18 protein-coding genes and 2 pseudogenes are annotated in these 20637 nt (G+C 60.9%); 14 read left to right on the top strand and 6 right to left on the bottom strand.

From position 1 onward, the window contains the following. Positions 1-195: 195 nt before the first annotated feature. The 4 genes from P0D87_RS12470 to P0D87_RS12485 all read left to right on the top strand — a co-directional run bounded on the left by P0D87_RS12470 (position 196) and on the right by P0D87_RS12485 (position 4946). A complete protein-coding gene (locus tag P0D87_RS12470; protein ID WP_321175839.1) occupies positions 196-426 on the top strand; it encodes a hypothetical protein in 231 nt (76 codons plus the stop codon). A 175-nt stretch (positions 427-601) separates the two neighbouring features. After that, positions 602-2335 carry a SulP family inorganic anion transporter gene (locus P0D87_RS12475; RefSeq protein WP_053860423.1) on the top strand — a complete coding sequence of 578 codons (1734 nt, stop codon included), beginning with the start codon at positions 602-604 and terminating at the stop codon, positions 2333-2335. A 71-nt stretch (positions 2336-2406) separates the two neighbouring features. Continuing rightward, positions 2407-3828 carry a DUF2252 domain-containing protein gene (locus tag P0D87_RS12480; RefSeq protein WP_053860424.1) on the top strand — a complete coding sequence of 474 codons (1422 nt, stop codon included), beginning with the start codon at positions 2407-2409 and terminating at the stop codon, positions 3826-3828. Positions 3829-4025: 197 nt separating this feature from the next. Further along, the gene (locus P0D87_RS12485) at positions 4026-4946 is read left to right on the top strand and encodes a hypothetical protein (RefSeq protein WP_321175840.1); all 921 of its coding nucleotides are present in this window, start codon (positions 4026-4028) and stop codon (positions 4944-4946) included. Between the two features lie 57 nt (positions 4947-5003). On the opposite strand, the gene P0D87_RS12490 is transcribed toward P0D87_RS12485, so the two are convergent. Further along, positions 5004-5387, bottom strand: coding sequence for a hypothetical protein (locus P0D87_RS12490; RefSeq protein ID WP_006050710.1), 384 nt, complete (start codon positions 5385-5387; stop codon positions 5004-5006). A gap of 405 nt (positions 5388-5792) precedes the next feature. Here P0D87_RS12490 and P0D87_RS12495 point away from each other — a divergent pair, with 405 nt between their 5' ends. Next, positions 5793-6920, top strand: coding sequence for a hypothetical protein (locus P0D87_RS12495; RefSeq protein WP_053860426.1), 1128 nt, complete (start codon positions 5793-5795; stop codon positions 6918-6920). A gap of 231 nt (positions 6921-7151) precedes the next feature. Here P0D87_RS12495 and P0D87_RS12500 read toward each other — a convergent pair. Then, positions 7152-7556: pseudogene (locus P0D87_RS12500) on the bottom strand (amino acid kinase family protein); the annotation flags it as partial. A gap of 122 nt (positions 7557-7678) precedes the next feature. Here P0D87_RS12500 and P0D87_RS12505 point away from each other — a divergent pair. Both P0D87_RS12505 and P0D87_RS12510 read left to right on the top strand, forming a co-directional pair. After that, complete coding sequence (locus P0D87_RS12505) at positions 7679-7939, top strand: hypothetical protein (RefSeq protein ID WP_053860427.1); 261 nt, start codon at positions 7679-7681, stop codon at positions 7937-7939. 44 nt (positions 7940-7983) lie between these two features. After that, complete coding sequence (locus P0D87_RS12510; RefSeq protein WP_408636838.1) at positions 7984-8286, top strand: hypothetical protein; 303 nt, start codon at positions 7984-7986, stop codon at positions 8284-8286. A gap of 494 nt (positions 8287-8780) precedes the next feature. Here P0D87_RS12510 and P0D87_RS12515 read toward each other — a convergent pair. After that, positions 8781-9037, bottom strand: a pseudogene (locus P0D87_RS12515) (ISL3 family transposase); the annotation flags it as partial. 112 nt (positions 9038-9149) lie between these two features. On the opposite strand from P0D87_RS12515, the gene P0D87_RS12520 reads away from it, so the two are divergent. Both P0D87_RS12520 and P0D87_RS12525 read left to right on the top strand, forming a co-directional pair. Further along, a complete protein-coding gene (locus P0D87_RS12520; RefSeq protein WP_321175841.1) occupies positions 9150-9797 on the top strand; it encodes a POTRA domain-containing protein in 648 nt (215 codons plus the stop codon). 63 nt (positions 9798-9860) lie between these two features. Then, positions 9861-10064, top strand: coding sequence for a hypothetical protein (locus P0D87_RS12525; protein ID WP_053860431.1), 204 nt, complete (start codon positions 9861-9863; stop codon positions 10062-10064). Here the strand turns inward: P0D87_RS12525 and P0D87_RS12530 are convergent. Beyond that, positions 10046-10600, bottom strand: coding sequence for a hypothetical protein (locus tag P0D87_RS12530; RefSeq protein ID WP_149029252.1), 555 nt, complete (start codon positions 10598-10600; stop codon positions 10046-10048). The two genes, P0D87_RS12525 and P0D87_RS12530, sit on opposite strands and share 19 nt — an antisense overlap. A gap of 130 nt (positions 10601-10730) precedes the next feature. On the opposite strand from P0D87_RS12530, the gene P0D87_RS12535 reads away from it, so the two are divergent. Together P0D87_RS12535 and P0D87_RS12540 are read left to right on the top strand one after the other, a co-directional pair. After that, complete coding sequence (locus P0D87_RS12535; protein ID WP_006053135.1) at positions 10731-10982, top strand: FitA-like ribbon-helix-helix domain-containing protein; 252 nt, start codon at positions 10731-10733, stop codon at positions 10980-10982. Beyond that, the gene (locus P0D87_RS12540; RefSeq protein ID WP_006053134.1) at positions 10979-11401 is read left to right on the top strand and encodes a type II toxin-antitoxin system VapC family toxin; all 423 of its coding nucleotides are present in this window, start codon (positions 10979-10981) and stop codon (positions 11399-11401) included. The genes P0D87_RS12535 and P0D87_RS12540 overlap by 4 nt, the downstream gene beginning before the upstream one ends. Positions 11402-12353: 952 nt before the next feature. On the opposite strand, the gene P0D87_RS12545 is transcribed toward P0D87_RS12540, so the two are convergent. After that, positions 12354-13601 (bottom strand): ATP-binding protein, encoded by a 1248-nt coding sequence (locus P0D87_RS12545; protein ID WP_053860432.1) that lies wholly within the window; start codon positions 13599-13601, stop codon positions 12354-12356. Then, on the bottom strand, positions 13585-14325 hold the full coding sequence (locus tag P0D87_RS12550) for a response regulator (RefSeq protein WP_053860433.1): 741 nt from the start codon (positions 14323-14325) through the stop codon (positions 13585-13587). Before P0D87_RS12550 ends, P0D87_RS12545 begins: the two co-directional genes overlap by 17 nt. A gap of 336 nt (positions 14326-14661) precedes the next feature. On the opposite strand from P0D87_RS12550, the gene P0D87_RS12555 reads away from it, so the two are divergent. The 3 genes from P0D87_RS12555 to P0D87_RS12565 are packed head-to-tail and all read left to right on the top strand — an operon-like array spanning position 14662 to position 20609. Continuing rightward, entirely contained in the window at positions 14662-15900 is a 1239-nt protein-coding gene (locus P0D87_RS12555) for an efflux RND transporter periplasmic adaptor subunit (RefSeq protein ID WP_053860879.1), read from the top strand. A gap of 12 nt (positions 15901-15912) precedes the next feature. Continuing rightward, positions 15913-19125 carry an efflux RND transporter permease subunit gene (locus P0D87_RS12560; protein WP_053860434.1) on the top strand — a complete coding sequence of 1071 codons (3213 nt, stop codon included), beginning with the start codon at positions 15913-15915 and terminating at the stop codon, positions 19123-19125. Beyond that, complete coding sequence (locus P0D87_RS12565) at positions 19122-20609, top strand: efflux transporter outer membrane subunit (protein ID WP_053860435.1); 1488 nt, start codon at positions 19122-19124, stop codon at positions 20607-20609. The genes P0D87_RS12560 and P0D87_RS12565 overlap by 4 nt, the downstream gene beginning before the upstream one ends. The last annotated feature ends 28 nt before the right edge of the window (positions 20610-20637 follow it).

A 20637-nucleotide genomic window follows, 5' to 3' on the forward strand; every position in this document is an offset into this window, starting at 1 on the left:
ATGCACCGCCAGTAATTCGCGCACGCGTCTACCGCACAGCGCCGTTGCTTACGTTGTCCATCGCGGTTTGATGCTGCCAGACAGGCCAGTCGGCATTCGTACTGCGATGATGCAGGTCCTCGCGGGATTGTGCAGTTTTAAGAAGGATTTGGCCGCCTGCAAGCAGGATTGGGCGTTGCGATAGATTCGGTTACCGTGGAATTCGACTTGACCGTGGACGGCACCGCGAACCCATCGGTGGTGGTCGCTCCCGATATCCGGTTCATCCCGGCCGTCAGCTACGGCCAGATCATTGCCTCGACGAGGGAAAGCAGGCTGATGCTTACGCTGAAGAACACGGTAAGCGACAGCGCGCCGGGCGGCACAGAGTGCGATGCGTCGGAGCCGAAGAATCAGCTGTCGCAGCTCGCTTTGACTATCCGCTAGAAAGCGGATTCTTCAGGACAGTCAGCGATTCGGACGCGCCATGACGCGCAGCGACACCGACTCTGCCACGCAGATATCGCGCAGTGGCTTCGTACAGGGGCCAACGTGAGACTGCACCGTGCGGACACCTGTTGCCCGTTCCGGTAACGCTTGTAGCTACACATGGAACGCGAATATGCGCCATCTGCCCCTGTCGCAACGTGGTCCCGGCTTTCATCTTCCGGTTCTCGAGTGGGTTCGCGGTTACGATAAGTCGTGGGTCAAACCGGATTGTGTTGCTGGTGTCACGGCGGCGGCGGTCGTGTTACCAAAAGCAATGGCATACGCGACGGTCTCTGGGCTGCCCGTGCAGATAGGGCTCTATACGGCGTTGGTGCCGATGGTGGTCTACGCACTCCTCGGTACATCGAGGCCGCTTAGTGTGAGTACCACTGCGACGCTGGCTATTCTCACGGCGACTGCGCTGGGACAGGCAGTACCGGATGGCGGAGTAGGCAACCTCGCGATAGCCACTGCCACGCTGACTCTACTGGTCGGTGTCATTCTCGTACTCGCCGGGCTTCTGAGACTCGGGTTCGTCGCCAACTTCATTTCCGAGCCTGTGCTGACCGGCTTCAAGGGCGGCATTGCCGTCGTCATCGTACTCGATCAGTTGCCCAAACTGTTTGGCATCCACGTGGTCAAGGGCTCGTTTGTTCATAACTTATACGCGTTCGTCACCGGGCTTCCTCACGCGTCAGCGGCCACGATTGCCGTCGGTGCCGCGACAGTAGCGATACTCGTTCTGCTCGAACGTCTCTATCCGAAATCGCCGGCTCCACTGGTTGCCGTCGCGTGCGGAATTGCGGGCGTGTACTTCCTTGGACTTCCCCGTTATGGAATAGAGGTTGTCGGCCATATCCCGACCGGACTGCCGTCGCTCGTCATGCCGGACGTCTCGTTGCTTGCAGCCCTGTGGCCGGCGGCCGTGGGCATCGCGCTGATGAGCTTCACAGAAAGTATTGCTGCGGGCCGGGCGTTCGTCCAGAGCGGCGAACCTGTCCCGCTGCCAAATCGTGAACTTGTGGCCACGGGTCTCGCCAACGCAGCAGGCGCGCTGTTGGGTTCCATGCCCGCAGGCGGCGGGACTAGCCAGACGGCAGTCAATCGCCTCGTGGGTGCGCGCTCGCAATTGGCTGAGCTTGTGACAGCTGCCGTAACTTTGGGCACGATGCTCCTGCTCGCGCCCCTTATCGGACTGATGCCGCACGCGACGCTCGCTGGCGTCGTGATCGTCTATTCGGTCGGGTTGTTCAAACCCGCGGACTTTCGCGCGATTCTCGCCGTCAGACGCACGGAGTTCGTCTGGGCACTCGTGGCGCTCGCGGGCGTTGTGCTGCTCGGTACGTTGCGCGGCATTCTGATCGCGATTCTGGTGTCGCTTGTCGCGTTGGCATACCAGGTGTCGAATCCTCCCGTGCATGTGCTGCGCCGCAAGCGAGGCACTAACGTGTTCCGGCCGGTCAGCGCGGAGCATCCGGACGATGAGGAGTTTCCAGGAATGCTGCTTGTGCGTCCCGAGGGCCGAATCTTTTTCCTCAACGCGTCGAATGTCGGTCACAAGATTACCCCTCTCGTGGACGAGGCGCGCCCCCACGTTGTAGCCCTCGACATGCGGGCCGTTTTCGACCTTGAATACACGGCCTTGAAAATGTTGACGGAGGCGGAAAAGAAATATCGCGAGGCTGGAATTGCCTTGTGGCTGGTAGGCCTTAGTCCTGGGGTATTCGCTGTGGTGCAGAACGCGCCGCTTGGCAAGGCGCTGGGACGCGAACGCATGTTTCTTAATCTCGAACAGGCGGTGACTGCGTGGCACGAATCGCAACGAGAGCAGCCCGCCCGGGACGCATCGTTGGAAATGCCGCCGTGAGCGGCCAGATGCCGTCCAAAAAGTTTAGTGGTAACAGTAACGGGTAAAAGGCGAACTAGCCAGGGGCTATCATGGACAAAGCCGTTTCGAAGAAAGCCGCACGCAATACGCAGGCGAAACCGGTTCTGTATCGCACGCCGGATGAAAGGGCGGCAGAAGGAAGAGTCATACGTGATTCGGTATCCCGATCATCTCAGGCCGGATGGGCGTTGCCCGCCCGACGCCGGGACCCGATCGAACTGCTCAATGAGTCCAATGAAGGCCGTCTCCCGAGCCTGATTCCCATTCGTTTCGGTCGGATGTCGCAATCCCCGTTCGCCTTCTATCGCGGCGCCGCGGCGGTGATGGCGGCAGATCTGGCTTCCACGCCTACAAGCGGTGTACAGGTGCAGGCGTGTGGCGACGCGCACCTGATGAACTTCGGCGGATTTGCGACGCCGGAGCGAAATGTGATTTTTGACATCAATGATCTGGACGAGACGTTGCCTGCCCCGTTCGAATGGGATTTAAAGCGGCTCGCAGCGAGCGTGGTGATTGCGGCCCAGCACCTGGAATTGCCCTACAGCGAGACCGTGCGCATAGCGGCGGGCCTGGTGCGGGAGTATCGCGAACGCATGCACGACTATGCTTCGATGCGCGTGCTCGACGTCTGGTATGACCGTATCGACCTGCAAAAGTACCAGGACAGGTCAGGCGATTCCGCGATCGTAGAAGCCACGCGCAAGCGGATTGCGCAACGGATCGAAACTGAGCGCCGCAAGACCGTGCCGGACCATCTGTATCCGAAGCTTGTTACGCAGGAGGGCGGGCGCCCCCGAATCAAGGACGATCCGCCTCTCATGTTTCATCCTACTGAAGAGATGGCGCCGGGTCTTCAGTCGGGGTATGCCGAGGCGATCGCCTCGTATCGCGATAGCCTCGCAGATCATGTCCGCGTCCTGTTCGACAGATTTCGCATCGTGGACCTCGCGCTCAAGGTGGTGGGGGTGGGTAGTGTCGGCACCATGTGCGGCGTAGGTTTGTTCATTGCGTCTGACAACGACCCGTTGTTTTTGCAAGTCAAGGAGGCGAGGGCGTCGGTACTCGAGCCCTATGCGGGCAAGAGTGGGTATGCGAATCACGGTCAGCGGGTAATTGCGGGCCAACGCATCATGCAATCCGCCAGCGATGTATTTCTCGGCTGGAGTCGCGCTCAGAACGGTCGGCACTTCTATGTTCGCCAGCTTCGCGATATGAAGATATCGGTTGTGATCGAAGCGCTCGATGCAGGGATGCTTCGCCAGTATGCCCGCATGTGCGCACACGCTCTTGCGCGCGGTCACGCGCGTTCGGGGGATCCTGCGATGATCGCTGGCTACATGGGTTCGGGCCAGACGTTCGACGACGCAATGACCGAATTCGCAACAGAATACAGCTCGCAAAACCGGCGCGATTATCGCGACTTCGTCCAGGCGATCCGCGAAGGCAGGATCGAAGCAGTAATGGAAGGTTAGGCCCGGGGGCCCTTGAGTGTGCGCCAAACTCCACCAGCGCACTTCCGCCGAAAAGGCAGTTCGCGACTATCCGTTCCTACTGCGGGAAAAGTAGCTGGAGGCGACCGATGAGATTACTCCGCAGGCTGTTTGCGCAGCACCATGGGTGGACAGAATCAAGTGCGAGGTCACGGGAAACCGTTGCTCGCGTCCTCGCGATGAACCCGCGATTAAAGTACGCCCGTCACTACGAAGAAAAGCTCACGCGCGCGGTAACCTCCGCGCACGAATACGTGGACAAACTGGTCGCGTCGCTACCCTCGCCGCACGAGGCCAACGCTGACGCATGGTCGTCCGATCCGTTGATTCGCGCCATGTTTGCCACGCGAGAAGATCTGGCCGACGCCTTTAGCCGCTCGGAAACACTGCAAACCTATTTCGACAGAGAAGCGGATCAAGCGGCGGCCTATGCCGTCCTCGGCATGTCGATGATCGAGCGGCACGTATTGGGCGTCGCGATGGAAGGAAACTCGATTCGTCACGACGTGCCGCAAACTACGCTCTGCTTCAGTGATCACCGCGTTTCTATCTGCAGCAATTCCGAAGCATCGCTACGCGTCGAAATCGGGCGCCGAATGATTGACCAATTGGCGCTTGAGGGGCTTGCGAGCCTTTCTACGATGCAACGCAATCTGGCGCGCCAATCGCGGGAATTAATCGAGGAGCGCGTCGCGCTGTTGGAGCAGCAAGGCACTGGTATGCGGGCCGTAATAGGCGCCTCGCTGTTACCTGCCGGATCGGCTGAAGTGGAGCGCCTGCAGGCGCAGATCGATTCGAATTCCGCAACGCTTGCCGCGCTTAGAGTGCCTGGGCGGTTAGCTGATCTCGAAGTGAAATGCGTGTGCGACGTGATGTCGTCACCGTCTGATCATCTCTTCGTTGCGAGCAGGCGTGTGCGCCTCGATATGATGAACGTGATTCAGCCAGACGGAGTGGCGGCGGCCCACGAAATCGAGTGCTACTTCGCGCGCGTTCCCGGTAATCCCCCTATTACGAGAACGTTCGCGCTTGTCCGGTTTCCCCGTAAGGAATTGCTGCCGGCTGGATTGCGCATCGATCTGGCGACGCGCGCCATCTAGACACCTATGGTAGACGACCCGACCGAACTAGTGCATCGCGGTGTGATCCACGTTGGACTAGTTGATCTGCAGAGCTATCGTTGAGTTGTTGGCGAGCCAATTTTCCATGTGCGCTGCTTCTTCTTTTGCGCCTGCTTTCGGCATTTTGGGAGCGTCGGTACGCATACGTTGGGACTTTGCATCCAGAGAAAGCAGGATCCGCTCCCCGTGATAGCAGAGCGATGCCTGCTGCAAAACGGCATCGAGGATTTGTCGCTTGCCGAGCTGGAAAGCGAGAAGGATTTGTTGCTCCGACATATCGCGTGCGCCAAGCGATTCGCACACTGTGTGACGGGAGAGCTCGAAGGCGCGATATCCCCAACCGAAACCATAGACGGAGAACCACACAGTTGATTCCAGGGACAGTATCGGCACCGTAATGCAGATCGTTGGCTGGTTCATATCGGACACTCCACTGAAGAGCTGGTCTCATTCACCGGCACACTCGCATGGTGTTGACTGTCAGAACGTTTTCTTACGAGCGGCGCGCGCCTGCCATACAGCATAGGCTTTGAGGCAACTGCCTGCTTGATACAGGTCAAGGTAGATAGAAGGCGACACCCAGATCGCATGGCGCGCCACCGGTCGACGAATGCGTTCCGCGATGTGCGGTTTGCCGGAAGGGCTCGTTGACGGACTGATCTGAGTCAACCGACGTAAAGCAGTATAGGCGTCCAGTACATAAGCACACCGAACGCGTGCCAAAAGGAGCGCTAACGTTTTCGAATAGCCCGAAGCGCCGGACGCCTCGCGAGAGTTGCCGGCAGCATTCTGTAGCGAAGTCCCGGACGCGGAGGTCAGACAGCCATGAGACAGGCGTATCCCTGCAGCAGCATCCGCAGTACTGGCTGCATCGGCTTTCTGGTTCGCAGGCTGTCATGCGCTTGCGTCGCCGTGTGCCTGCTGGCTTCCGGCTGCACGTCCATTGGCCCCACCACTATCGTTGCGGACCGCTTCGACTACAGCGCGGCGATTGCCGACTCGTGGAAGCAGCAAACGCTGCTGAACATCGTCAAGCTTCGGTACCTGGACTTGCCTGTCTTCGTCGAGGTCGCATCTGTTGTCAGCGGTTATTCTCTTCAAACCGGTGTGTCGGTGAATGGGACATTGTCAGGAGAGAGGGCAGTGCAGGGTAATTTTTTGGCGGCTGGAGTCCAGGGTGTCTATACGGACCGGCCGACCATCACGTATTCGCCAGCGACGGGGCAAAAGTTTTTACGAGGGTTGCTTGAACCGATCGACCCGAAGAATATCTTCTTCATGCTCCAGAGTGGCTATGCAGCGGATTTCCTGTTGGGCATGACGGTGGAGTCGCTCAACGGCGTGCGCAATCGCTCGACGGCCGCCGGAATGATGCAGGAGGCGGATCCGGACTTTCTTCGGGCCGTTGCACTGCTGCGCGAAGTACAGGCCACGGGCGCCGTTGGCATGCGCGTCGAGGAGGACAAGGATAAGAGTTCAACCGCGGTGCTACTGTTTCGGCGCGATGACATCGCTGCCGACGTCGTGGCAAAGACCGCCGAAGTGCGCCGCTTGCTGCGCATGCCAATCGGGCCACAAAAATTCAAGATCAAGTATTCTCCGGCGCGCGGTGCCGACGATGAACTGACAGTGAACAGCCGCTCAATGCTGCAAATCATGCAGGCCTTTTCCAGCTATATCGACGTGCCGGAAGAGCATCTCGCCGACCATAGCGCGCTTCCCGTCGTCGCGCAGAGCGCAGCCGAGCTCCAGCAGGGTGCAGTGCAAATTCACAGTGGCAAGCAAAGACCTGTCAACGCTTATGCGGCAGTGCGCTACCGTGACTACTGGTTCTGGATCGATCAGGGCGACCTGCGAACCAAACGGGCGCTTAACGCCGTCATGCTGTTTTTCACGATGGCGGACACTGGCGCTCACGAAGCGCTTCCGCTGGTGACGATTCCCGCGCAATAACCGTAACGGCGAATCGCGGGCTTGCGCTGGAACTGACGTTGTTTGTGCGCGAGACTTTCGAGCGCCGCCCAACGGTCTTCGACGTTGCCCGTCGTTCTGTCACGCGCATGCGAACCGGGCGTTCGCCTGGCGCCAGCTTTATTAGCGTGGGGCCGGGCCGGCATCCGGCCCGGCCCCATGCAGCTCATTGCGCAGCGTGCCCGAGACTGTCGCGGATCAGATGCGCGAGGTTTACGTTTCCACTGGGCCGACTGCACGGTAGCGGATGCCGGTTGCCGAACCGCTCACGCAGGTACCGGCTCTGTGTTCGGTAATGGCCTGAATGTCGGCTAACCAGCCGATCACAGCGTCTTTACCAGTTTGACGAATGAACTCAATTGCCGCTTTTACTTTCGGGCCCATCGAACCAGCTTCGAACCCGAGTTTCTCCAGCTCATTGGGGTCCGCCTGCGCGACGGCTCTCTCGTCGGGCGTGCCCCAATCGACATACACCGCGTCGACGTCCGTCGCGACCACCTGCATATCCGCATCCAGTTCCTGTGCGAGAAGCGCCGAGCAAAGGTCCCTGTCAATGACCGCTTCAACGCCGACCAGTTTTTTATTTTCGTGGCAGGTCGGGATGCCACCCCCGCCTACGAGTGCGATTTCAGTGATGTAAATCCGCCCGTTCATGCCGCCGCCACGCTCAGGCCGTACAAGGACGAGAAAGGACTCGGACGGGCTGATTCGCGTTTCCTGGAGCGGTCGTTTCAAAGTTGATGCTTAGTTTCAACTGGTGGGTGAACCGCAAGGACCCGTCGGGGGTCAATGTGTTCGACGGCGGCTTCATCGGTCTTGACAACATCGGCGTGTTCGACCGCAGCGCGGAGCTGCCGACTGGCGGATCGCTCGAGCAGGCGGATGGGACGGCATGGATGGTGTTCGACTGCCAGACCGTGCTTGAGATGGCGATCAATCCAAGTGACTACGCCCCGATCTACGAGAATGTCGCGTTCAGGTTCGTTCAGCATTTGCTGTAGATCGCCTATGCATTGGATCGGCGCGGCGAGCACAAAGACGATATGTGAGACGGCGACGACGGCTTTTTTATGATCTGCTGCGGCTTCCTGACGGCAAGACGACGCGCCTGAAGACCAGGTCGCTCGTGGGACTGCTGCCGCTGTGCGCGTCGACGGTGTTCGAGGCACGCTCCCTCGCGCGCTTTCCGAAGCTGGTGGAACTGGTTGCGCAGTTTCGCAAACGCTATCCAGAACTGATCCCGAAGGTTGTCCCGATCGACACCGGGTTCATCGGCTACAACGAGTGCCGGCTTCTGTCGATTCTGAACAAGGGCAGGCTAGAAAGGGCGCTACGGTGTGTGGCTTAACGCCTGTTCATAGTTTTTTTCTGATGGCTTGTATATCATCCGCGAGTTCTCGCGAATCAATTACCAAGTCTTTTCTCTCTAGCGCTACTTCTGGCCCGGCACGGAGCGTGAGTTCACCTGTCGAGCCATGGTAGGCGCCTGCCTGAGGGAAGCAATCCCACGTCCGCGAGCGCACAAAGACCTACCTTTTCTCAAAGGCTGCGCTGACGATTCAGGTACGTCGCGCTTGTCGCTGAAAAACGGTCGATCACCGTACTCCATACTCCAGGATCGGTGAAATCTGATAAGAAGTATAACTAATTATCGTCGGGGTGAAATGCATGACCAGCAGATTAACCAGCTCGCAGCAGGCGAGCAGTCAGCCGTCGACCGTGACGAACAATGGGCTCACGCAATTCCGGCAGAACGTCAAAGGAACCTATGCCGCGCCGATAAGCGGAACCGGCGTCGTCGAGAAAGACGGGCCTGGGGCGTTGACGCATGCACCTGGCGGCGCGGGCCACCGCGGCAAGACGCATCTGCTGGCGAGTGCGAGCGCCATCGTCTCACGCAGCAGCGTGAACGCGCCGAGCTTGCCGACCCAACCGGGCTCGACGAGCGCGACGCAGCGATCGGGCAGCCTCACACGCGGCGTGCGCAGTTCGAGATTGCAGTCATGCCGGAAGAAGGTCAGGTGGCGGTAGCGCTTGAGGACAGTGTCATGCACAGGATGCCCGCCAGCCGCTTATCCATGCAGAAAGCGAGTGCCGGCGAACAACTGGCTATGCATGACTTCCTTGTTATGCAAAAAACCGGGCGAGACCACCCACCCGGAATTCAACAGAGACAATTTTTAAGTCTCGACCAACGGCCATAACCGACCTATGACCTTCCGAAGAAAACTTCACACTCCTATTGGTCTGGCGATCGTGATTCTCGCGGCTCCTGCCTGCGCGCAGTCTTTACCGAATGCAGGTTCGCTCCTGAACGAGCAGCAAATCGCCCCACAACCGTGCGCACCGCAAGCCACAACCCCGGAAGAAGTCATTCCGTCCGAAGCCGCACCGGGCGCAGCCGAACCACAAGTCGGCCCGACTGTGACGCTGAAGTGCATCACTTCTGACGGTGACAAGAGTGTGGCAGATGCAGAAGATTTTCAGTCTGTTACTGCCTTGATGGTCGGCAAGAAGCTGACCTACGCGGGCTTGCATAAAATCGCAGACACGATCACCCAATATCTGCGCGGTCGAGGCTACGCATTCGCTTACGCCTACCTCGCACCGCAAGACCTGACGGCGGGCAATCCCGTCATCACGATCGTGGAAGGCCGTCTGGAATCCGGCAAGAACCGCGTAACCATCCACGGCAAAACGCGCAGCAGCAATGAACGTATCGCTGCCATCGCGAACGCATTCTATCGAAAGCGGTGTCAAGAGGTCTCAGATACAACGAGTTTTGTCTGTTGCGGTTCACAGTCTTCTGCACGCCAAAACTCCCCGCGGATGATAACCGGCGCCCCCACTGACAAATGAAGGGCGATTAGATCGGGTTTGCCATATGTAAGATAATGTCCCTTATCAAATATAGGGGCGCCGATGCGGGACGACGAACAGGGAAACGCGATTCTGGATCAATGGCATGCAGCCAGGGCCGCGCACAAGGTGGCGCCCCCAAGCCAGAAAGATGCCGCTTTTGCAGATGTTCTCAACGGCGAGGCGGCGGCCATTGAGCATTTTGGCATTGGGAAGCATATGGAGGCGTACAAGGACCGGTTTGGCGATTATCCGTACGCCGTATGACCATTCGACCAGTCGCTTCCGGCCTTGATGCGTACCGCAATATCATGCAGCGCCGCCTCGGAGATCCGGAAGGGCCAGAGGGAGCGACGACCATTCGACGTTGCATGAACGAAATAGGGGAGGTACACAGTCCTGAACAACCGGCCGATCAGTTTCACGTTGCAGTTTCCCGAGCGCAGGGCGGCAGGAGCAAGATGGTGCTCGAGTGAGCGGCGACGCCAGATCGTCGCCGGGAGCGGCAGTAACATGTCCCGCGTCATCGGCCGTCTACTGCCAGATTGCCTGGGCTTGCGTTGTTTTGAAGTCGGTGCCATCGAATGGTTTTCAGTCAGCTGGCACATTTTACGGCACGCGCAAGACCCGCAGGCCGCAGCTGCAAGAGGGGGCAAGGCGTGCCGGCCAAGAAAAAGTCCAGGATGCACTTTCCCACCGCCGGCGAAATAATCGACCTTCACGATCGCCGTCAATCTGTTCGTCGGATTTAACCAGTAGCTTATCCATGCTCGTCCACCCGGCATCATGCAGATGCCCTTCAAGAATGTTCAAGCGCTCGGGGCATGCAGCAGCATCCGGCTTCGCAAGTCGCGTCTACCCGTGGTCCGCACAGCGGCGCCGGTTGAAAGTCTTGCCATCATTGATTAAAATGCCATCAATGATGGAGGAAAAATGGCAAGCATGACGATCCGTAACCTCGACGAGCAGCTGAAGACGCGTCTGCGCGTCCAAGCGGCCCAGCACGGACGGTCAATGGAGGACGAGGCCCGGGACATTCTCCGCGCGGCACTCTCGACCGAATCCATTGGCGGTCAGCGTAACCTGGCTGAGTCGATCCGGCGCCGGATCGAGCCGTTCGGTGGCATAGAGTTGGAATTGCCGCCACGCGACGCGATTCGGGAACGAGTGGATCTCGGCGCATGATCGTTCTTGACACGAACGTTCTGTCTGAGATGCTGAAGCCTGTGCCAGACGTCAGGGTGATGGCGTGGCTTGGCTCACAGCCGCGCGCGGCGCTTTTCACGACGACGGTAACCCGTGCCGAAATTCTCTACGGGCTGCATCTGCTGCCGGACGGCTCCCGCAAGGGAGCTCTATCTACCGCGGTCGAGGCGATTTTCGTCGAGGATTTCGCGGGCCGGCTTCTCGCGTTCGACAGCGATGCAGCGGACGCATACGCAAGGATTGCGGGGGCGCGTAAAAGCGCGGGCAGACCGATCAGTCAGTTCGACGCGATGATCGCTGCCTGCACGCGCTCAAGAGGGGCGGCACTGGCCACGCGCAATGTGAAGGATTTCACCGGGTGCGAGGTTGCAGTCATCAATCCGTGGGCGGAGTCCTGAGTGGGATTCGAACCGTCTTTTGACGGGCTGAAATCGGAAATCGGGGCCTCCGAAACAGCAGAAAAACACGGTCTTTGGAATATGGGTAGAAGTATGGGTAGCGGAACGGCGTTTTTTCAGATCCTCCCTGGTGCGGGCTTTCCGGCTGGTTTGGCATCCCTCCGTCAACGCTGCAACGGCCGGGAAACAGCAGTGTGAACGGCCGCGTAGCATTGCGTCTGGCCCGGAAGCGCCACGTTATCTTCAGATCACGAATGCTCCGATTTGCGGCGATCGTTTCAGGATCAGGTCTGCGATGAATTCGGGGAGCAGGACACGCGGAATGTTCGCGGGAATGTCGTCGACCACGTGAGAGGCGACGCGCGCATAAAGTCATTGGGGGCGCTTGCCAGACTGTGCTCATAACGGACGCGGTACTCCATGATCAGCCGTGATCCGACGGATTTTTCTGTGCGACTGATTTTTGTCAGCAGATGGCGTGCTGATTGGCGATTGGGCTTCGGGTTCCCGGTGAATGCAGACGCAGCGGGCTCTGGATTGTCGGGGAAAGTTCCGGGTCGGAAGTCCGGCTTTGCAGGGGGGGCCGTGCGCATCGCTATGGCTGGCTTCGTCCGTTTCTGTCTCAGGGACCGGTTGCGACCGTTTCAAGCGTCGAGCTAATGAAACGACAGCGGTGCCTTCGGACCGATGGCGCGGCAGTGCGCGGCTCTGCGCGATTGTGATTCCATCGAAGGAAAAGCATGAAGAAGCTGTTGGCAATCGCGGCGCTCGCCGCATTGAGCGCAACGCTGAGCGGATGTTGGTGGGGGGCCGCCTCCTGGCTGGGGCGGCGGCGGCCATGGCGATGCTCCACATGGCGCCGTCGTCGTCCCGGGTCAGCTCGCGCAGGGCTGACACGAAGGAGCCGGTGTGGGAACTGTTGCGAGGGGCGGCGAACGAGCCGCCCCTTTCCTTAAGCAGGAAAACTCATCGACACCACGAACCCGCCGTCGGCCGCATTGTCCGCGTGGAAAACGCCGCCGTTGTATCGCACGAGACGGCGCACGATCGCAAGACCGAGGCCGCAATGTGCGTCGCCGCTTCTTGCTTCGTCGAGCCGTACGAACGGTTGCAATGCGCGCTCGAGTTGATCGCGCGGAATGCCGCCGCCGTGATCGCGCACCGTCAGCGTGAAATGTCCGTTGTGCTGCGACGTCGAAATATCGACGGGCGGCTCGCCGTATGTGAGCGCGTTCTCGATCAGGTTGCTGAGAATCCGGTCCAGGTCGACGAGCGGCAAGCCGAAGCCGTCGCCCGCCTGAAGGTCGAGGCGAATCAGCGCGTCGTCGTCGAGACTATCGCCGTAATGGCGGCGGCAATGGGCATCGACGCTCGCAGCCGGCGACTTGTCGGCGCTCTCGCGCGCGAAATCCAGGAATTGCGTGACGATGCGCGACAACGATTCCGCGTCTCGAAGAAAGCCGCTGCGGTTGACTTCGTCCGGCAGCAAATCGGCGCGTACCTGCATCCGCGTGATCGGCGCGCGCAAGTCATGCGCGACACCCGCAAGCATCACCGCGCGCTCCTGTTCGGCCAGCGCGAGTTCATGCACCATCTGATTGAAATCGTCGACGAGTCCCTTCACTTCGCGCGGACCGCTCGCCGGCACAACCGGCGCGCGATGCCCGAGACGAAACTCGCGTGCCGCGATCGCGAGGCGATGCAAGGGCCGTTGCCAATACCATGCGCCGATGAGCGCGAGCATCACGGCGAACACCAGCATCATGGCCGATGCGCCGATAAAGCGGCGCGCCGGCAGCATCGAGTTCTCGAGCTTGAGCCAGCCCGGATTGCCCGCATAACGCACCCACACGTTGCCGTTCTCCGGGTCCGCGACCACCTGGCTCCCCGGCGGCAGCTTCGCCCGCAAGTCGTTCTGGAATGGGCCTGACGTGTTCCGGCAAGGCGCCGGGCAACCGTACGGGATTGCGTCGCTCGAATTGATTGCCACGATGCCGAGCGTCGCCGAAACCTGCGAAGCGCTCACCTCGCCGTTACGTTGAGCCTCGACGGCAAGCAGAAGCGCGCGCTGCGCATGCCCGGTGTCGATCTGTCCGCGATCACGGTCGACCAGCAGCAACGACGTGACGTGGACGATAACGATCAGCCCGACCGTCATCAATGCGAGTTGGCCGAATAGCGTGTTAAAGGGATTTTTCATCGTCACTGCTGCCAGGCACGAACATATAGCCGATGCCGCGGACTGTCTGAATCCGCCGCGGGCTGGCCGGGTCGTCTTCGAGCAGACGGCGCAGGCGCCACACCGGCACGTCGATGCCGCGCTCCGTCACGTCCGAGTGCGGCCCATGCAGCAGGTCCACGAGCCTCGAGCGCGACAGCGTTTGCATGGGGTGCTGCGCGAGCACCTCGAGTAACGCGTATTCGCTGCCGGTCAGCTTGAGCGGCTCGTCGCCGCGATACAGCGTGCGGCTCGCGAAGTCGAGCCTGAAGCTGCCAAAGCGCAGCGCCTCGCGCTTCTCGACCGGCGGTGTGGCCGACGCTGCCGGTTGCGCGTGCCGTCGCAGCACGGCGTGAATGCGCGCGAGCAATTCCTGCGGCATGAACGGCTTGCCGAGGTAATCGTCCGCGCCGAGTTCGAGGCCGATCACACGGTCGACGCCCTCAGCGCGCGCCGTCAGCATGATCACGGGAATCGTCTCGCCGCTTGCGCGCAGTTGCCGCAACGCGCTGAGTCCGTCGACGCCCGGCATCATCAGATCGAGCACGACGATGGATGGCCGCTCGCGTTGGAGCCGGCGCGCCAGATGATTCGCGTCGTGCAATACGGAAATCTCAATGCCGCGTTGCTGGAAAAAGGTTCGCAGCAGGTCGCGAAGGTCGGCATCGTCGTCGACGAGTAAAACCTGGATCGGCGTGTCTGACATGGCTGAGCCCTGCTCGATGGGACGTTGAAGGCGGGCGCGCTGCGCCCTGCCACGATAGAGAAATATAGCGAATCGGTCGGCGCCCGTGCTTTCGCGTTCTTCTGCTGGCTTACCGTTTATTACGGCGCCGTTCTCCGATCGGCGGGCACACGTTATCGCGCCAGCGAAACCGACGTCGTGCGTCATGGCTCGTAATGCTTGCCTAAGCCACCGTAAGACGCCTTTCATTATTGTGGGCCATCCGTTGCCGCTGGCACGGCGTCGAATGGCTTCCACACGAAACCGCGACGCATGCCAGACGGCCCTTTGTCGAACCAGTCGAAGGATGCCCAGAGCATGCCAATCCTGTCCAATCCGTCGGCATCCCCGCGTCGCACGGCTCGCACGTTCCGGTCCACGCTGCTTGCCGCGTCAGTTGCCGCCGCCACGCTGATGCTGGCAGCTTGCGGCGACCACGCGCCTCACGGTCCGCCGCAGATGACGCCCGAAGTCGGCGTCGAAACCATCAAACCGCACACCGTTGTTTCGAATATCGAACTATCCGGGCGGCTGTCGGCCATTCGCGTCGCGGAAGTGAGGCCGCAAGTCGAAGGCATCATCAGAAAGCGCCTGTTTACCGAGGGCGCGCAGGTCACAGCCGGCGCGGTGCTTTACCAGATCGACGCATCCAGCTACCAGGCGACCTACGATCAGGCGGTCGGCACGCTGGCCAAGGCCGTCGCGACTGCAAACGCCGCGCAAACCAAGGCCGCGCGCTACGCGGAACTGACGAAGATCCAGGGCGTGAGCCGTCAGGATTACGACGATGCCGTTGCCGCGCTTGAAGAAGCGAAGGCCGACGTCGTCGCCGATAAGGCCGCGCTAAAGACCGCCGCGATCAACCTCGGCTATACGAAGGTGGTCGCGCCTATCGCGGGGCGCATCGGCAAATCGAGCGTGACCGAAGGCGCACTCGTTACCGCCGAGCAGACCAGCGCGCTTGCCACCGTGCAGGCGACGAACGAAATGTATCTGGACGTCACCCGTTCTTCCGCCGACTGGCTGCGCCTGCAGAAAGAGTTCGCGAGCGGCCAGTTGCAGCAGTCAGGCATCGACGGCGCCGTGGTTCATCTGGTGATGGAAGACGGCAGCACCTACCCACAGCCTGGCAAGCTGCTGTTCTCCGACATTACCGTCGACGCGACCACCGGCTCCGTCACGCTGCGTTGTGTGTTCTCGAACCCGGATGGCGTGCTGCTGCCTGGCATGTTCGTGCGCGCGCGGCTCGAGGAGGGCGTGAACCACCAGGCGATCACGGTTCCGCAACTCGCGGTCTCGCGTGCGTCCGACGGCTCGGCGAGTGTGCTTACCGCGAGTGCCGACAACAAGGTCGTGCAGACACCGGTCACTGCGGATACGGCGTCGGGCTCGGACTGGATCGTTACGAGCGGCCTGAAGACGGGCGACCGCGTGATCGTGTCCGGTTTGCATAACGCGCGCACCGGCGCGGTCGTGAAGCCGGTCGAGACGCCCGCCACCGCCGACAACGCAAACGCCGCGAACGTACCAAACGCCGCGTCGGCCACCCCGAGTTAAAGCGAGAATCTCATGGCAGGCTTTTTTATCAACCGACCGATCCTCGCGTGGGTTATCGCCATTGTCATCGTGATGATTGGCGGCGCTTCCATCACCACGCTTCCGGTCGAACAGTATCCGAGCGTCGCGCCGGCTTCGGTGCAGATCACGGCGACGTATCCGGGCGCGTCCGCGGAAACCGTCGCGACCACCGTGACCCAGGTGATCGAGCAGAAACTGAGCGGCATCGATCATCTGCTCTATATGTCGTCGACGAGCAGTTCGGTTGGCCAGGCGCGCATCACACTGACGTTCCAGCAAGGCACCAACGCGGATATCGCGCAGGTGCAGGTGCAGAACAAGGTCGAACAGGCGACTTCGTCGCTGCCCGAGACGGTGCAGGAGCAAGGCGTGCAGGTCGCGAAGGCGGCCAACTCGTTTCTGATGATCGTGTCGCTTTCGTCGACCGATGGCAGCATGAGTTCCATCGACCTCGGCAACGTCATTGCGACGCAGATCGAAGACCCGCTCACGCAAATCAACGGCGTGGGCGACGTCACGCTGTTCGGCGCGCAGCACGCCATGCGCATCTGGCTCGATCCGGTGAAGTTGCAGGCCGTCGGTCTCACAACCAGTGACGTCACGACCGCGATCACGAATCAGAATGTGCAGCTTTCGGTTGGGCAAATCGGCGGCTCTCCTTCGACCAAGACCCAGGCGCTAAACGCGACGATCTCCGCATCGAGCCTCCTGACCACACCCGCGCAATTCGGTGCGATTCTGCTGCGCGTGAACAGCGACGGCTCGAAGGTGATGCTGAAGGACGTCGCACGCGTCGAAGTCGGCGCCGACGACTACAGCACCGACTCGCGCCTGAACGGCAAGCCGGCTGCATCGCTTGCGGTGAAGCTCGCGAGCGGCGCGAACGCGATGAGCGTCGCGAAGGCCGTGCGCGCGAAGCTCAGCGAATTGAGCGCGCAACTGCCGCGCAATGTCGTCGTCGATTATCCGTACGACAGCACGCCGTTCGTGCGCATTTCGATTGAAGAAGTGGTGAAGACGCTGATCGAAGCAGTGCTGCTCGTCTTTGTCGTGATGTACGTGTTCTTGCAGAACCTGCGCGCAACGCTGATTCCGACTATCGTGGTGCCGGTCGCCTTGCTGGGCACGTTCGCGGTGATGTCGGCGGTCGGCTTCTCCATCAATGTGCTGTCCATGTTCGGCATGGTGCTCGCGATCGGCTTGCTGGTGGACGACGCAATCGTGGTGGTGGAAAACGTCGAGCGCCTGATCGCGGAAGAAAAGCTCTCGCCGGTCGAGGCCACGCGCCGCGCGATGAAACAGATCACTGGCGCGCTGATCGGCATCACGACCGTGCTGATAGCCGTGTTCATTCCGATGGCATTCTTCGCGGGAACGACGGGCGCGATCTACCGGCAGTTTTCGGTCACCATCGTCGCGGCGATGCTGCTTTCGGTGTTCCTGGCGCTGACGCTCACGCCCGCACTGTGCGCGACGTTGCTCAGGCGCGCGGATGTCGAACACCATGAAAAGCGCGGCGTGCTCGGCTGGTTCAACCGCGTGCTCGCGCGCGGCACGGACCGCTATGACTCGGCGGTTGCGCGCGTCATCGGCAAGCCGATGCGTTACATGGTGATCTACCTGCTGATTGCTGGTGTCGTCGCGCTGCTGTTCATGAAGCTGCCGTCGTCCTATCTGCCTGACGAGGATCAGGGAAGCATCATTACGTCGATCTCCGCACCGGTCGGCACGCCGGCCGCGCAGACGCTCGAGGTCGTCAAGAAGGTCGAGGCCTACTATCGCGGTCAGCCCGAAGTCGATCAGCTCATTACGCTGACGGGTTTCAGCTTCAACGGCTCGGGGCAGAACAACGCGCTCGCCTTCGTCAGGCTGAAGGACTGGAGCGCGCGGCGCGGCAGCAGCGGGTCGGCGGCCGCGGTAATCCTGCGCGCGAACATGCGTTTTGCCGCTTTGCGCGATGCGCAAATCTTCGCCGTCAATCCGCCGGCGATCCAGGAACTGGGCACGCAAAGCGGCCTCGACTTCGAACTCGAAGACCGCGCGGGCCAGGGGCACGACAAGTTGATGGCCGCACGCCAGCAATTGATGGCGCTCGCAGCCAAAGACAGCGCGTTGTCCGGCATGCGGCCAGGCGGTCTGGAGGACACGCCGCAATTTCACGTCGATATCGACCGTGAAAAGGCGAGCGCACTCGGGCTTTCCATCGCCGACGTCAACGATACGCTGCAAACGGCGCTCGGCTCCTCGTACGTGAACAACTACGTGGACACCGGGCGGATCCAGAAGGTCTATGTACAGGCCGACGCGCCGTATCGGATGATGCCGTCCGACATTGGACGGTGGTACGTGAAGTCGACCACCACGAGCAGCAGTTCCAGCACCAGTTCAAGCAGCAGTACAAGCAGTACCACAAGCACCACCGGCAGTACCACCACAACCAGCGGCTACGACGGCCAGATGGTCCCGTTCTCCGCATTCGCGACCGGCAAGTGGACCTTCGGGCCGCCGCAGATCGAGCGCTTCAACCGCACGCTCGCGATGGAAATGACCGCGCAAGCCGGCGCGAACGCCAGCACCGGCCAGGCGATGGCGGCCGTGGATGCGCTTGTGAAGAAACTGCCGGCGGGCTATGGCATCGACTGGACAGGACAATCGTACCAGGAACGCGTGGCCGGTTCGCAGGCGATCTACCTGTACGCCATTTCGCTGATCGTGGTGTTCCTCTGCCTAGCGGGTTTGTATGAGAGCTGGTCCATTCCGATCGCGGTGATTCTCGTGGTGCCGCTTGGCGTATTGGGCGCCGTGCTGGGCGCACACCTGCGCGGACTGTCCGACGACATTTATTTCAAGGTCGGCCTTCTCGCGACCATCGGACTCTCCACGAAAAACGCGATTCTGATTGTGGAGTTTGCGAAGGACCTGCAAGCGCAAGGACGCGGCCTGATCGAAGCCACTATCGAAGCGGCGCGCCTGCGTCTGCGCCCCATTTTGATGACCTCGCTCGCGTTTGTGTTCGGCGTGTTACCGCTCGTCATCAGCACGGGCGCGGGTTCGGCGAGCCGTCATGCGATCGGCACCGGCGTGATGGGCGGCATGATCGCCGCGACAGTCCTCGCAATCTTTTTCGTTCCGGTGTTCTTTGTCGTCGTGCGCCGTCTGTTCCGCGAACACGGCGACGCCAAGCAACAGGAAGGTGTTGAATGATGAGACTCAGACAGGCTGCATGCGCGGTCGCCTTCGCGCTCGCGCTGCTCGCGGGCTGCACGCTCGATCCGCACTACGAGCGGCCGGCCGCACCGATTCCGGCTGCGTATCCGAAAGGCGACGCATATGAGAGCACGACCGTGGCGCGGACCGCCGCGGATGCCGACGCCAGCGCAACGAGCGCAACGAGCGCAACGAGCGCAACGAGCGCAACGAGCGCAACGACAGCAGTCACACCCGCGCTCGCTTCCGACACAGCATGGCGAAACTTCTTTCGCGACGAACGCCTGCAGCGTCTGATTGAAATCGCGCTCGCCAACAATCGCGACTTGCGCGTCGCGGCGCTGAACGTCGCGGAATACGAGGCGCAATACCGGATCACGCGCGCTGCACTCGGGCCGTCCGTCACCGGAACCGGCAGCTTGACCCGCGAGCGGACGCAAGGTGCGATTGCAAGTTCGAGCGATGTCAGCGCCGGCACGACCTCGTGGGAAGTGGACTTCTTTGGTCGCCTGCGTAGCCTGAAGCGCCAGGCACTCGAAAACTATCTTGCAACGGACGCATCGCGGCAAAGCACGCAGATCAGCCTGATCGCGACGGTGGCGACCGACTACCTGACCCTGCTCGCCGACGAACGCCTGCTGCAATTGACCGAAAACACGGTGAAGTCGGATCAGTCCACTTACGACGTGACCAGGCGCGTGCAGCAACTCGGCAACGCATCGCTTCTCGACGTGCAACAGGCGCAGAACTCGCTCGCGAGCGCGAAGGCAAGCCTGGCTTCGTACCGGCGCGCCGTCGCCCAGGACCGCAACAACCTGGCGGCGGTGCTCGGCGCGCCGATTCCCCACGACCTGCCGCCCGCGCGCGCCTTCGACGACGAATCGATGTTCGCGGACATCGGTGCGGGCGTGCCCTCGCTGCTGCTCATCCGCCGCCCGGACATCGTGCAGGCCGAGCATGCGTTAAAGGCGGCCAATGCAAACATCGGCGCGGCGCGCGCGGCGTTTTTCCCGAAGATAGCGTTGACGGCCACCGCAGGCACATCGAGCTCGACCCTCTCGAATCTGTTCAAGGCAGGCACCGGCGCATGGGCGTTTGCGCCGAGCGTTTCAGTGCCGATCTTCGATTATGGCAGCAACAAGGCATCGCTCGATGTAGCCAAGATCGAGAAGCAGATCGAGGTCGCCGACTACGAAAGCGCGATCCAGACAGCATTCAAGGAGGTGTCGAATGCGCTGACGGCGCGCGCCACTTACGTCGACCAGGTGCACGCGGATCGCGAATATGTAGCGTCGGCGCAAAGCTATTACTCGCTCGCCGAGGCGCGCTACAAGGCGGGCACGGACAGCTTTCTCACGTTCCTCGACGCGCAGCGCACGCTCTACACCGCGCAACAGCAACTCGCGACGGACATTCTTTCGCGGCAATCCAATCTCGTGACGTTGTACAAGGTGCTGGGCGGTGGATGGGAGGGCAGTTGATGTGCTGGGGCGAGAAGATTGATTACGT

The sequence above is a fragment of the Paraburkholderia sp. RL17-368-BIF-A genome (assembly GCF_046054045.1).
GTDB classification, from domain to species: domain Bacteria; phylum Pseudomonadota; class Gammaproteobacteria; order Burkholderiales; family Burkholderiaceae; genus Paraburkholderia; species Paraburkholderia graminis.